This window comes from Lacimicrobium alkaliphilum, from assembly GCF_002591895.1.
Taxonomy (GTDB): Bacteria; Pseudomonadota; Gammaproteobacteria; order Enterobacterales; family Alteromonadaceae; genus Lacimicrobium; species Lacimicrobium alkaliphilum.
This window is the reverse complement of the sequence record NZ_NISX01000025.1, coordinates 41,655-56,381: the sequence shown is the minus strand read 5'-3', so window position 1 is coordinate 56,381 and position 14,727 is coordinate 41,655. Positions and strand designations below refer to the sequence as shown.

Below are 14,727 nucleotides of genomic sequence, written 5' to 3'. Positions count from 1 at the left end.
TACACAGATATTTTTACAGTCTCAAAGTTTATGATTTGTCCTCAGGGCAGGACGTCCTGATAGCTTCACCATCAATCGTTGCAAAACACCAGAAGAAAGCTGAGATACATTTTGGTAACTTTGAATTATCACTAACTCCGAACATGTAGGCTTAATAAGTGACTGTGCTTCTGTATTAATAAACCAGGCTAGTTTTCACGCCATTTCTCCTCGTTCATCAACAGGATAACCCTGTATAACTGATATCATCAACGTCCAGGTTCTGACTCGATGGTGTTTGTCATGTATTCTGATTTGGCGTTGGAACAATAGGATCACATTGGTTACAGGCCAGTGAGCAGAAGGTTTAAAAACGTCGGGCGACGGGTAGGGTGCGATAAACTTTGTCTGTTACTGTGCAGACCTGTTGCCGCTGCTGTTATGATGATGTCGTTAATCTGTTAATAACCAGAAGAAGAGTAACCTATGTTGAAATCAAATTCCCTGGCACATGGCCTGGTCTGTGCCTTGTTGGTGTTTGGCAGTGTTGCCGTCAGCGCCAATACCCGTGAAATCGAAGTAGATAGCCAGGTGGTGACGGAGCATAAAACCACCATCAAAGGTAAGCGTGTCAGCTACTCTGCCACCACAGGTACACAGCCGGTATGGGATGAAGAAGGCAAAGCCGTGGCCTCACTGTTCTATACCTACTATCAGCGCAGTGATGTAAAAGAGCAGGAGAACCGCCCGCTGATCATGTCATTCAACGGTGGGCCTGGTTCGGCTTCAGTATGGATGCATGTGGCCTATACCGGCCCGCGCACACTTAGAATCGATGAAGAGGGCTACCCGGTGCAGCCTTATGGTGTGCAGACGAATCCCTATTCGATTCTGGATGTGGCAGATATTGTCTTTATCAACCCGGTCAATACCGGTTACAGCCGCGTGCTGAAAGACGAAGAAGGCAAGCTACCGTCAAAAGAAAAACAAAAGGAAATGTTCTTTGGGGTTAATGCCGATGTGAAATATCTGGCCGAGTGGCTGAATACCTTTGTCAGTCGCCATAACCGCTGGCCATCTCCTAAATATCTGATTGGCGAAAGCTACGGTACTACCCGCGTATCCGGGCTGGCGCTGGAGCTGCAAAACAGCCAGTGGATGTACCTTAACGGTGTGGTGCTGGTATCACCCACAGATATCGGTATTGAGCGCAACGGCCCGGTCAAGTCGGCCAACCGCCTGCCATATTTTGCCGCCACGGCCTGGCATCACAACAAGCTGGAGCCGGCATTACAGAATCTGGATCTGGATGAATTATTGCCACAGGTAGAAGAATTCACCCTCAACAAACTATTACCGGCACTGGCCAAAGGCGCGTTTATTTCAGCTGAGGAAAAGGCGGAGATTACCGCCACTATGGCCCGTTATTCAGGCCTGAGTGAAAAAGCCATTGAGCAGAATAATCTGGATGTCAGCACCGCTTTTTTCTGGAAAGAACTGCTGCGCGATGAGGGTAAAACCCTGGGCCGACTGGACAGCCGCTATCTGGGCATTGATGAAAAAGAATCCGGCGATCGCCCTGATTACTGGGCCGAATTGACCTCCTGGCTGCACTCTTTTACTCCTGCCATCAACGACTATATCAAGAATGAACTCAAGTATGAGACCGACCTTAAATACAATATGTTCGGTCCGGTTCATCCCTGGGACAGAAGCAATAACAACACCGGTAAAAACCTGCGTCAGGCTATGGCTCAGAATCCCTACCTGAAAGTGATGATCCAGTCTGGTTACTATGACGGCGCCACCAACTACTTCGATGGTAAGTACAATATGTGGCATATCGACCCCAGCGGTAAAATGCGCGACAGACTCAGTTTCAAAGGCTATCGCAGCGGCCATATGATGTACCTGCGCCGCGCCGACCTGGAAGCCTCAAACGAAGATCTGCGTGAATTTATCAAAGCCTCACTGCCTGGTGAGGGCGTACCAGCCCAATATCCCCGTTAAAGGATTATATTGATGTAACTGCCTTGCCAGACAGGGTTGTCAGTTGACAACTCTGTCTGGCAAGGCTAAACTTCAGCTAAAAGAGTTTATCAATGACACGGAAAAAACACTCCAAAAAGGAAGTTGAGCAAGCCCTCGTGTATGCAGAAAAACAAGGGTGGCGAATTGAAGTGGGTGGAAGTCATGCTTGGGGGAAAATTTATTGCCCATACAATGACAGGGATTGTCGTTGCGGAGAATTTTGCATTGCCTGTATCTGGAGTTCACCGAGAAATGCGGCAAATCATGCGAAGCAGATAAAAAGAGTCGTGGATAATTGTATGGTTCACAGTAAAGGGGCCACTGAGGAGTGAGGCGATGAATGAATATGATTTTACTCTGAAATTTGCATATGTAGATCAATCCGTCGATGACGAAAACCTTATTGAGCAATTAGGTGAAGTTGGTTGTGATGACGCCATTATTGGCCTTGGCCAGAAGGGACGAATTGCTCTGCAATTTACCCGGCAGGCAGAGAATGCTGCAAATGCAATAACTTCAGCAATCAGACAGGTTAAAAGTGTTATCCCGGATGCAAAATTAATAGAATCAACGCCTGATTTGATGGGACTGTCTGATATGGCTGAATTGTTGGGATTTAGTCGTCAGAATATGCGTAAGTTAATGGTTACGAACATCCAGTCTTTTCCGACGCCGGTACATTCTGGTAACACGGCTATTTGGCATCTAGCCAGTGTTTTGCAATGGTTTGAAGGTAAACAGCGTCGGGTGATAGAGTCCGGTATCAAAGAAGTCGCTTTGGTGAATATGCACATCAATGTTACACAAGAATATGCCAGACTGGATAAAAGCGGCCAGGCTCAATTGTCTGCATTAAGCATCTGAAGCCAATCCAACAGAATTTAACCCGCCTATGGCTTATCCTGTACCAACCGTAGTCGAATTTGCTTTTCCAGTTCCACCACTACAAACAAGCCAATACCAATCCCTATGATGATCAGCCCGTCCGTGAGAGATACCGGGCGGGTGTCGAATATTTTTTGCATAAAGGGCAGGTAAGTAATGGCCAGTTGCGCGACGATGACGATACCCACCATCAGCCACACCACCGGCGTGCCTTTAATAGCCTGCCAGCTGAATGAAGTGCTGTAGCTGTGACGGATAAAAAACAGGTAAAACATTTCCATTATTACCAGAGTATTCACGGCTAAGGTGCGGGCCAGTTCCAGACTGTCACCGCGGGCGTTGGCATAACTGAAAATGCCGAACATACCGGCCAGAAACAATAAACTGACCAGCACCACCTGCCAGGCTAATACGCCCGATACTATCGGCGCATGACGATGCCTTGGCGGGCGCTGCATCGTACCAGCTTCGGTGGGTTCAAAAGCCAGCGCCAGCCCCAAGGTAGTGGCAGTAATCAGGTTCACCCACAGGATTTGCAGCGCCGTAATCGGCAGGCTCATGCCCAGCAGCAGGGCAACAATAATGGTTGCTGCTTCACCGCCATTAGTGGGCAGGGTCCAGCTGATCACCTTTTTAAGATTGTCATATACGGTGCGGCCCTGTTCCACGGCAGCGGCAATGGTGGCGAAATTATCATCGGCAAGAACCAGGTCCGCGGCTTCCTTGGCTGCTTCGCTGCCTTTTAAGCCCATGGCGATACCGGCATCGGCACGTTTCAGTGCCGGCGCATCGTTAACACCGTCGCCGGTCATGGCCACGGTGAGGTTATGGGATTGCAGCGCCATTACCAAACGTAACTTATGTTGCGGGCTGGTGCGGGCGTAGATGTCCACGTCGTTGACCAATAAGGCCAGTGCGCCGTCATCCATGGATTCAATCTCTGCACCGGTAAGCACCTTGTCAGTATTTTGCAGGCCTATTTTTTTACCTATGGCCTGGGCAGTACCAGGATGATCGCCGGTGATCATTTTTACCTTGATGCCCGCTGACAGGCAGTGTGCCACGGCATCCACAGCTTCTTCACGGGGCGGGTCCATAATGCCAATCAGGGCCTGTAAGCACAGCCCCTCATCCAGATCCTGCATCTTCAGCAGGTTATGTTCCCCGGGCACTTCTTTTACGGCCAGCGCCAGTACCCGCTGGCCCTGTGCGGCCATAGCCTGGGCCTGTTGAGCCCAGTAGTCTCTGTTTATTTCGTTCGTGCTGTCAGCACCCTGTACTCTGGTGCACAGATTAATCAGTTTTTCCGGGGCGCCTTTAACCAGAATGCGCCCGTTGCCCCGATGATCATGGTGCAAACTGGCCATAAACTTGTGTTCGCTGTCAAAGGGAATGGCATCGGTGCGTGGCCAGGCTTTGTGGCTGTCCTGCTGATCCAGCCCGGCCTTAAGAGCAAAGCTTAACAGTGCCGCTTCCATGGGGTCGCCCTGTATCGACCATTGGCCCTGCTGTTCATGCAGCGCCGCATCATTACAGAGCAGGGCGGTAAGGGCTGCAGACTCCAGCTCCGCCGGTGTACTTTGCAAGGGTTTTTGCTGTTCATCGAGAATGGCCCCTGTGGGTGCATAACCAGAGCCTTCTACCTGATAGTTCCGGGCTGGCATCTGCACCTGAATGACCGTCATCTCATTGCGGGTCAGGGTGCCGGTTTTATCGGTACAAATCACCGATACTGCCCCCAGGGTTTCGATACTGGGCAGCCGTCTGACAATGGCATGGCGTCTGGCCATGGCCTGTACGCCAATGGCCAGAGTAATAGTCAGCACAGCGGGCAGGCCTTCGGGGATCGCGGCGACGCTGAGACCGACAATAATCATAAAGAGTTCGGTAAAGGGGTAATTTAACAGGCTGTAACCGACGATCAGCAGTATGCCTGCCACCACCAGAATCAGGGCACTCAACCATTTGGAAAAACTGGCCATTTGCTCAACTAAAGGCGTGGTAAGCTGCTCTACTTCGCCCAGCATGCGGTTGATCTTACCAATCTCTGTGGCTGCGCCTGTTTCCACCACCAGTCCGCGGCCCTGGCCTGCGCCGACAAAAGTGCCGCTGAAGGCCATGCCGCTTCGCTCTCCTAAGGGCGCATCGGTGCTGACCGCATCAGTATTTTTGTTTACCGCCACCGATTCGCCGGTGAGTATGGCTTCCTGAATACTTAAGTTATGGGCTTTTAGCAGGCGCATATCGGCCGGAACCTTGTCACCGGCTTCGAGTAAAACCAGATCGCCGATGACCAGATCCGTGGCCGGAATGGTCTGGCGTTTATCATCGCGGATCACTGAGGCGGTAGGCGCCAGCATATTACGCAGTGACTGCATGGCCTGCTCGGCCTTGCCCTCCTGCACATAGCCGATTATGGCGTTCACCAGCACTACGGCCAGAATCACTGTGGTATCCAGCCAGTGACCGAGCAGAGCCGTGATCAGCGCGGATATCAGCAGTACGTATATCAGGATATTGTGAAACTGCAGCAAAAAACGCAGCCAGGCGGGTTTGCCTTTGACCTCGGGCAGGCGGTTGGGGCCGTTCTCTGCCAGCCGTTGTTGTGCCAGCTCAGAACTTAAGCCCTCTGCGGTACTTTGCAGTGAGTCTTTTACCTCTTCGCCGCTTTTAGTGTGCCAGTCAGTCATATTCTTGTTCTGGTCCGTGAATGTGGTGAGTTTCCGGGTACAGTATCAGTCTAACCGGTTTGTGCGCTTCGGCTCTGATCCAGGTCATATTTTCCTATTCTTGCCGGTCATTTCGCCTGATGTCACAAAGGCTTAACCTGTAGCAATTGATATTAATTATCGCCACGTGCAGATCAGGTTGTTAAGATTATCAGTCTCAGGTGACACTTTGAGATAACAGGCAGTTTGGAGGCGTTGGCATTGTTGTATCTGGTACAGTCAAATAAGATGGAAATTCTGGCCGGCCAGCTTTGCCAGGCCATGGCTGTCAAATCACAAAGCGCACAGGCCTTGTTTCAGCCCCAGGTGGTATGGGTGCAAAGCCCGGGTATGGCCCAGTGGCTGAAACTGCAGGTGGCCGAGCATGCTGGTATTGCCGCTAATCTGACCTTTCCGTTACCCTCAAGCTATATCTGGCAGTTGTACCGCCAGTTGTTACCGGATATTCCTGAATCCTCAGCCTTTACCAAAGACAATATGACCTGGAAGCTGATGGCCTTGCTGCCGCAGCTATGCTCGCAGGATGTGTTCGCGCCGGTGGCCGATTACCTGGCCGGTGACGGTGAGTTAAAACAGTTTCAGCTGGCACAAAAAGTGGCGGATTTATTCGATCAGTACCTGGTGTACCGGCCGGACTGGATCCTGGCCTGGGAGCAGGGTGATGATGCTGTTATTACCGAAGACATGCATAAACACGCCTGGCAGAGCGCACTGTGGCGGGAGTTGGTGGCCTACAGCAAAATCCTGGGGGAATCACCCTGGCATCGGGCCAATCTGCATCAGGCGCTGCTGGATACACTCAATGAGCAGGATTGCTGGCAGAAATTACCCTCCCAATTGATGGTGTTCGGCATCTCGGCGCTGCCGCCTCAGCAGTTGCAGGTACTACAGGCGCTGGCGCAGCAGATCCCGGTTTATCTTTACTGGCTGAACCCCAGTTGCCATTACTGGGGGGATATTATCGATCAGAAGGGCCATGCCAGAGGTCAGTTGGTGGCGCTGGAACAACAAAACACCGATGCCGATTATCTGGATGTGGGCAATCCGCTTTTGGCCTCCTGGGGTAAGCAGGGGCAGGATTTCCTCGATTTGCTGTTACAGCTTGAGCCACAGCAGCAGGATCTGTTCGTTCAGCAGGTACCTGATACCTTACTGTTGCATCTGCAGGATGAGGTGCTGGAACTGACGCATCGGGGCAGCGCCGAGCCTTTGGCGGCCGATGAGCTGGTGCAGCCCGCGGCTTATCCCAAAGTTGAGCTTAAGGGCAACGATAACAGCCTGCAGGTGGTCAGCTGCCATTCCCGGCTCAGAGAGCTGGAAGTGCTACAGGACAATCTGCTGGATTACTTTCGCCACAATCCACAGGCGCATCCCGGTGATGTTATCGTGATGATGCCGGATGTCAGCGACTATGCACCATTGATCCCTGGTGTATTCGGGGCCCATAAGGGCGAGCGAAATATTCCTTTTGCGATTTCCGATCGCGGCGCTATGCAGGAATCACCGCTTCTGATCAGTTTCTCCAATCTGATGCGCCTGCAGCTTAAACGCCTGTCACTGACCGAAATCCTCGATATTCTTGAGGTACCGGCGGTGATGCGCCGCTTCGCTCTGGCGCAGGCCGAGTTTGAACAGCTCAGATTCTGGCTGGCCGATGCAGGCATACGCTGGGGGCTGGATGCAGAGGATAAAAGCCGCTGGCAGTTGCCACAAGAAGGGCAGAACAGCTGGTTGCAGGGGTTAATCCGGCTAATCAGCGGCTATGCCATGTCGGTACCCCTTTATCATGGAAGATCATCTGAGGGTAAATCTGAGCCGGGTACCAGCGGCCTGATTGCCCCCTATGCCGATATGGAAGGGCAGGACAGTCGCATACTGGCCAAGCTGCTGGATTTTCTGCGCGAGCTGGGCTTGTGGCTGGAGTTTTGCCAATATCCGCGCGCCCTTAAAGACAAAGTCGCCTGGCTGGATCAGCATCTGGAAAACATCTACGCCGCAGAAGAAGACGAAGAGCCCTATCTGCTCAGGCTGCGCCAGGCGCTGGAAAGCCTGGCCCGGCATCAGAACCAGTATGATGGCGAAATTGAACAGCGGGTGTTCTGCCAGGCGCTGGAGCAACAATTACAGGAAAGCGGTGTGGGCCAGCGCTTTCTGGCCGGGGCGGTAAATTTCTGTACCCTGATGCCCATGCGCAGTATTCCATTTAAGCGGGTGTGCCTGCTGGGCATGAATGACAGTGACTATCCCCGCCAGATGATGCCCATGGGCTTTGATTTAATGGGCCTGACGCCTCAGCGCAAAGGGGATCGTTCCCGGCGTCTGGATGACCGCTATTTGTTTCTTGAAGCGCTGCTGTCGGCGCGCGATGCGGTGTATATCAGTTATCTGGGTCGCAGCCAGCGTGACAACAGCGTGCAGGTACCCAGCGTACTGGTGGAAGAATTACTGGATTACTGTGAGCAGGTGTATGCAGCCGAAGAGGGCAGTTCTGTGCGCGAGCGCCTGCATCAGCAGGCCCATTTGCAGCCCTTCCATCCGCAGTATTTCAGTCAGGATCCTGGCCGCAGTTATGACCCTCAGAGCCTGAATCTGGCCAGATTGCTGGGCCAGCCTGCGACATCACAACCCTTTTTTACCTCGTTGCAGCCTGTGGAGCCACAATCTCAGGTGAGCACAGAAGACTGGCTGAGATTTTTCCGTAATCCGGCGCTGGGCTTTTTTCAGTTGCGCTGGCAGGCCCGTTTCGCCTCACTGGAACAACAGCTCGAAGATGAAGAGCCTTTTGCGCTGGACGGCCTGAGCCGGTATCAGTTGCGCCAGAGACTGGTAGAAGCCGAAGACATGCAGGGCTGTTTTGTGCAGATGCGTGCCGAGGGCGTATTGCCAGTGGGTAACAGTGCCGGGCTGACCTTTAATCAGGTTCGACAGGACAGCGAGGCGCTGAATCAGCGACTGGCCGCGTTCCGGCGAGAGCATAGCCCGCACAGGGTATTGCTGGAGCTGGAGATAGACGGATTATTGTTACAGGGCGTGCAGGATCATCTGTATCAGGATCAGTTAGTGCTGTGGCGCTCCGGTAAGGTACGTGAGCAGGATAAGCTGGATCTGTGGCTGCGTTTACTGCTGCTCAGGGCTCAGCAAGAGCCGGTCACTCAGGCGGTATTTGTCGGCACCGAATCAGATCCTTTTGTGGTTGCAGCACCAGACCCGCAGCAGGCGCAGGACTATTTACAGCAGTTTGTTGCAGCCTGGCGCAGTGGCCACAGCAGGCCCTTACCCCTGCTGATTGCCAGTGCCTGGTGCTGGCTGAAAACCGGCGATAAAGATAAAACCCTAAGTACCTATGTGGGCAATGACTTTAAACCCGGAGAAGGGCAGGAGCAGCATATTGCGCGTATCTGGCCCGATCTTGAGGCTGTTTTCGATGAATTTGCCGATGTCAGTGAAAAGCTGGTCGGGCCCTTGTATGCAGGGAGTGAAGCATGAAGCCACTGGATTTACCGAGCTTTCCCTTATCCGGTCAGTCGCTGATCGAGGCCAGCGCGGGCACAGGTAAAACCTTTACTATCGTCCACCTGTACCTGCGTCTGTTGATTGGTCATCAGTGCGCACCCTTAAAAGTGGATCAGATTCTGGTGGTAACCTTTACCAATGCTGCCACCGCCGAACTGAAGCACCGTATTCGCAGCCTGATCCATCGCTGTAGTGTGGATTTTTATGCCGGTAAAAGTGATGACAGCTTGATTCAGCGCCTGATCGATGAGGTTGAGGATCCTCAGCAGGCCTTCCAGCGCCTGCAGCTTGCCAGCCGGCAGATGGATGAGGCGGCCATTTTCACCATTCACAGTTTCTGTCAGCGGGCGCTGGTACAACATGCCTTTGAAAGTGGCGAACGTTATCAGCAGGTGCTGATCCTGGATGAGTCTGAACATTTGAATCTGGCGGTAAAGGACTTCTGGCGCAGTGAAATTGCCTCGTTACCGGCGCCGTTGCTGGAACTGGTGTTGTCGTTCTGGGCGGAGCCTGTGGCCCTGCAGAAAAAACTGCGGCCGCTGTTAAGTCAGTCGGTACAGGTGCAGGAGCCCGATGAGGATCCTCAGCAGCTGTTTTGCCGCTATCGACAGTGCCTGCAGCAAACCCGTGACTGGTGGCTGCAGGAGCAGGTGGCTGAGCAGTTATTACAGGCCGGCTTAAAGAAAAATACACTGTTAGGTAAAGGCGAGGTGATTTACCGGCTGGATGATTTTTTCCGCTCTGAAGAGGTTTTTTTCAGTGGTCACAAGGATGGCTGGCAGGTGCTTTTCCCCCATAAAGTACAAAGTGCAGCGGCTAAAACCAGCAAAGACTTATCCCATTTGAATTTCGGCCCCTTTGAGCTGTTGCATAAGCTGGAAGGCGAGTTACGCCAGGCCCTGCAGGTGAGTCTCAGCCTTAAGGCGCTGGCCGAGGTGCGCCAGCGGCTAAGTAATAACAAAGATCAGGCTAATCAGCTCAGCCCCGATGATCTGCTCAGCCATCTGCAGAGGGCCCTTGGCAGCAGACAGGGTGCCGATCTGGCTGGTGCCATACGTAATCAGTATCCGGCGGCACTGATTGATGAATTTCAGGATACCGACGCTACCCAGTTTGAGATTTTCTCGACCCTGTATCCGCCACAGGGCCAGCACTGCCTGATCATGATTGGCGACCCCAAACAGGCGATTTATGCTTTTCGTGGCGCCGATATCTTTACCTATATTCAGGCCAAGCGCCTGGTGGATGAGCAGCGCCGTTTTACCCTGGACACCAACTGGCGCTCACGCCATGAACTGGTAGAGGGGGTTAATCATCTTTTCGCGCAAAGCCGCGACGGCTTCTTATTTAACCGCGATATTCCCTTTATGCCGGTTAAAGCGGCTGACAAACAAACCCGTTTACTGGTTCAGGGCCAGCCACGGGCCGGTATCTGCTTTAATTATCTGGCTACCGAAGATCCCAAAGCCTTATCTGCGGTGCAATCCCCTCTGGTGCAGGATTGTGTGAATCAGATTGCTGGCCTGCTGCAAATGGCGGAACAGGGCGAGGCGGTGATTCAGGCAAAAGATCAGCAGCGGCCGCTGCAGCCCGGCGACTGTGCGGTACTGGTGCGGGATAAAATTGAAGCGGATATGATCCGCACCGGCCTGCGCCAGGCCAATATCGACAGCGTGTTTTTAGTGCGCCGCAGTGTGTTCAGTACACAGATGGCCCGCGACCTCTACATTCTGCTTAAGGCCATACACAACCCCGCCGATGAGCGTCTGGTCAAAGCTGCCATGCTCACTGAAATGGTGGGCCTGGATGCCGCTGAATTTGAACAGTGGCTTTTAGATGAACTGCGCTGGCAGGATCTGCTCTGGCAATTTTTCCACTGGCAAAAGCTGTGGCAGCGCCAGGGGATCGCCAGCGCGCTGGCACAGATGCTGGATAGTCTGGAGATCCAGGTATCGCTGATGCGCCGCTTCGATGATGGCATGCGCCGGCTGACAGACCTGCGCCATTTGCTTGAATTACTGCAACAGCAGGAACAGCAGCACCGGGGCGAAAGCCAGTTATTGCGCTGGTACCACCAGAGCCTGCTGGAGCCCGATGATAATCATGAAGCCCAGCAATTGCGTCTGGAAACCGATGACAAGCTGGTGCAGATAGTGACCATGCATGCCTCTAAAGGGCTCGAATATCCGCTGGTGTTTATTCCTTTTGCCTGTAAATACAGTGCCACCAAAGAGGCCTTGTATCATGACGATGAAAACCAGCTGCGGGTGGATTTTACCAATGCCGACAGCGCCCTGGAACGGGCCGCCTATGAGCGTTTAGCCGAGGATATCCGCTTGTTTTATGTGGCGCTGACCCGGGCTGAGCATTATTGCAGCCTTGGTGTCTGGCACCCCAACACCGGCGGCAATACTAAGGCATCAGGGCTGTTGCAGACGGCGCTGGGTAACCTGGTTATCGGCGGTACAGAGAATCTGCATAGTACGATCCTGGCCGATAAGCTCGACGCGCTGGCCGATGGGGTGAATATTCAGTACCGGCTGATTGAACCGGCGCTGCCAATCATCCTCAACCGACAGGCACAGCAACAGGAGCAGCAACTGAGCTGTGCGGTGCCGGGTAACAGCCATTATCAGCGCTGGCGCCTGACCAGTTATTCGGCCATCAGCCAGCAGCAGGATAAATTACCGGCCCCCGGTTATGACGAGGCGCCAATCACTGTGATGCCGCCGCTGCCGGAAATGCATTCTGAGCAGGATGACAGGTTTAGCTTTCCCCGCGGTGCGCGGCCCGGTTCATTTTTACATGATGTACTCGAACATGCCCTGCAACCCGACAGCCCGCCACTTGCAGAGCTGGTTGAGGCGCAGGCCATGCGTTACGGGATTGAACCGCGCTGGTGGCCGGTAGTGACCAGCTGGTTATCTGATGCAATGCAAACCCCCTTTGCTGAACCTGGCTTGTGCCTGAGTAATCTTGAACAGTTACTGGCGGAAATGGAATTTCATTTGCCGGTGAATCAGATCAAGGCAAGTGCCTTTAATGCCGTGCTTAACCGTTATCGCTCCGATCTGAACGCCCATTATGATTTTGAGACCTTAAACGGTGCCCTGAAAGGCTATGTGGATTTGATTTTTATGTATCAGGGTAAGGTCTATGTGGCGGACTATAAGTCCAATCATCTGGGTGACAGCTTTGCCGATTACAACACCGAGGCAATGGCCCGGGCCATGCAGGAGCATGACTACGAGCTGCAGGCGATTCTGTACTCTCTGGCCCTGCATCGCTGGCTGCAAAGCCGCCTGCAGGATTATGACTATGATCGCCATGTGGGCGGTGCCTGCTATTTGTTTTTGCGCGGTATGACGGCGGAGCAAAAGGACAGCGGCTGTTATTTCACCCGCCCGCAGAAGGCACTGATCATGGCGCTGGATAAGCTGTTCAGCGGCCACAGCCGGGATGATAATCAGATGGAGCAACTGGAACTATGTTAAGCGCCGGGCATTATCTGCAACCCCTGCAGGAAAAGGGCTTTGTTGATGCGCTGGATACCGCGCTGGGGCTGTTTATAGCAGAGCAGGAAGAACAACAGGCACAGGAAATGGGTCTGGTGGCCTGTATTCTCAGCCAGCAACTGGGCGCCCAGCATTTGTGTGTGCAACTGACCGAGCTGTGCCGTTTATATAACCTGTGGGTGGCTGAATTGCGTGAGCCACTGCCGATGTTATTCGAATCTCAGCTTTTGAGCCTGTTGCAGCAAAGCCGCACTGTTACCGAACCTCAGCCGCAGGGCAGTGTCAGTACGCCACTGGTGCTGGATAATCAGGCCCTGTACCTGCAACGCTACTGGCAGTATGAAGTGAGCCTTTGCAATAAGCTTTGCCGGCTCGCAGAGGTGCAGTTGCAGGTGGATGAACAGGCCTGCAAACCGCTGGTGAAAAGCTTATTCGAAAACGGCTCACAAAATGGCCCGGACTGGCAGCAGATAGCGGTGGTACAGGCCGCCAGCAAGGCCCTGTGTATTATTACCGGTGGCCCGGGAACAGGTAAAACCACCACAGTAACCAAACTGATGGCGCTGGTACAGGCGCTGGCCCGTGAACAGGGTAAAACCCTGCGCATTGCCATGGCGGCGCCAACGGGTAAAGCCGCCATGCGCCTGAGTGAATCGATGAATCAGGCCCGTAAGTTACTGCCCGAGGGCATGCAACTGGCGTTGCCCGCCCAGGCCGCAACCCTGCACCGGTTACTCGGCAGCATTCCTAACCGTAAGCATTTTCGCCACAATCAGGATAACCCGCTGGCGCTGGATATGCTGATCCTGGATGAAGCCTCGATGGTGGATTTGCCGCTGATGGCCAGGCTGTTGGATGCCTTACCGGCCCATTGTCGCCTGGTGATGCTCGGCGATCGCCAGCAACTGGCCTCGGTGGAAGTGGGCTCGGTGTTAAGTGATATTTGTGCCAGCGTGCCCTTATGGGGAGAACAGCAATTCAGCCGCAGCACCACTGAGCGCATTGAGAGGATCACCGGGCTCAGCCTCACCCCCTGCAGCGTACAAAAAAGCCGCTTACAGGATAATCTGGTGATGCTGAGCAAAAGCCATAGATTTGATATTAAAAGCGGTATCGGCAGGCTGGCGGCGGCGGTGAATCTGGGCAGCCTGACCCAGGTACTGGAGTGCCTGGCGGTAGGGGAGTTTGACGATCTTGCCTGGAACGGTGAAGCCAGTCCCGCAGAGCTGGTAGAACTGGCCTGCCGTGGAATGAGCGATTATTTTGCCGCAGTGGCCGGCGAAGACATTAAGGCCGCTTTTGCTGAACTGGCCAAACAGCAGGTGCTCTGTGCCACCCGCAAAGGCCACTGGGGCAGCGAAGCGCTGAACCGACAGATAGCCCTGAGTCTGACCCGCCGCAACTGGATCAAACCGCAGCAGGAACTCTACCCCGGCCTGCCGGTAATGGTGACCCAGAATGACTATCAGGTGCAGCTTTTTAACGGTGATACCGGCATCTGCCTGCCCGATGAAAACGGCCTTTTAAAGGTCTGGTTTGAGCAGGACAACGGCGAACTGCGCGCAGTACTGACCAGCCGTCTGCCCGCCTGGCAGCCCTTGTATGCCATGACCATTCATAAATCCCAGGGCTCAGAATTTGAACATGGCATATTGTGTTTGGGGGATAACCCGGGCCAGTTTGTCAGCCGCGAGTTACTCTATACCGGCATCACAAGAGCCCGTAAAAAACTGACCCTGTTTGCCCCCACCCAGCAACTGCACAACGCCCTGGATACCGTCAGCCAGCGCGGCTCCGGCCTGACCTGGCGACTGCAAAAAAAAGCTTATCCGGAGTTGAGTAAAAGTAGTGTGTAGAGAGCACTCATAGCGTTGTCAAATATAGGCTCGGCGGCGATGTAGCGATTGAAAACACGCGGTGAATCCTCTTACGCTGCGCTGTCCTGCTTCGCTAAGAGCCCAGCCATGTCATCCATGACATGTCGTTCTCTGAACTGCGAAGCTACGCTTCGGTTTCAGATCACCCCTGGAGGCTCCGCCACAGCATCCCTGCTGTGGAGGGTTTTCAACCACAAC

Annotated in this window: 6 protein-coding genes; 5 read left to right on the top strand and 1 reads right to left on the bottom strand. The window is 53.5% G+C overall.

All coding sequences use genetic code 11. The features are described 5' to 3' along the window. Nucleotides 1-465: 465 nt before the first annotated feature. A complete protein-coding gene (locus CDA54_RS18220; protein WP_099036479.1) occupies nt 466-1,989 on the top strand; it encodes a S10 family peptidase in 1,524 nt (507 codons plus the stop codon). A gap of 357 nt (nt 1,990-2,346) precedes the next feature. After that, nucleotides 2,347-2,874, top strand: coding sequence for a helix-turn-helix transcriptional regulator (locus tag CDA54_RS18210; protein ID WP_099036477.1), 528 nt, complete (start codon nt 2,347-2,349; stop codon nt 2,872-2,874). A gap of 26 nt (nt 2,875-2,900) precedes the next feature. On the opposite strand, the gene CDA54_RS18205 is transcribed toward CDA54_RS18210, so the two are convergent. Further along, the gene (locus CDA54_RS18205; RefSeq protein ID WP_099036476.1) at nt 2,901-5,585 is read right to left on the bottom strand and encodes a cation-transporting P-type ATPase; all 2,685 of its coding nucleotides are present in this window, start codon (nt 5,583-5,585) and stop codon (nt 2,901-2,903) included. Nucleotides 5,586-5,825: 240 nt separating this feature from the next. Here CDA54_RS18205 and recC point away from each other — a divergent pair, with 240 nt between their 5' ends. Genes recC through recD form a run of 3 tightly spaced genes read left to right on the top strand, consistent with a single transcriptional unit; the run spans nt 5,826 to nt 14,508 of the window. Continuing rightward, on the top strand, nt 5,826-9,110 hold the full coding sequence (gene recC / locus CDA54_RS18200) for an exodeoxyribonuclease V subunit gamma (RefSeq protein ID WP_099036481.1): 3,285 nt from the start codon (nt 5,826-5,828) through the stop codon (nt 9,108-9,110). After that, on the top strand, nt 9,107-12,631 hold the full coding sequence (gene recB, locus CDA54_RS18195) for an exodeoxyribonuclease V subunit beta (RefSeq protein WP_099036475.1): 3,525 nt from the start codon (nt 9,107-9,109) through the stop codon (nt 12,629-12,631). Before recC ends, recB begins: the two co-directional genes overlap by 4 nt. Next, the gene (recD, locus tag CDA54_RS18190) at nt 12,625-14,508 is read left to right on the top strand and encodes an exodeoxyribonuclease V subunit alpha (protein ID WP_099036474.1); all 1,884 of its coding nucleotides are present in this window, start codon (nt 12,625-12,627) and stop codon (nt 14,506-14,508) included. Before recB ends, recD begins: the two co-directional genes overlap by 7 nt. Nucleotides 14,509-14,727 lie beyond the last annotated feature (219 nt).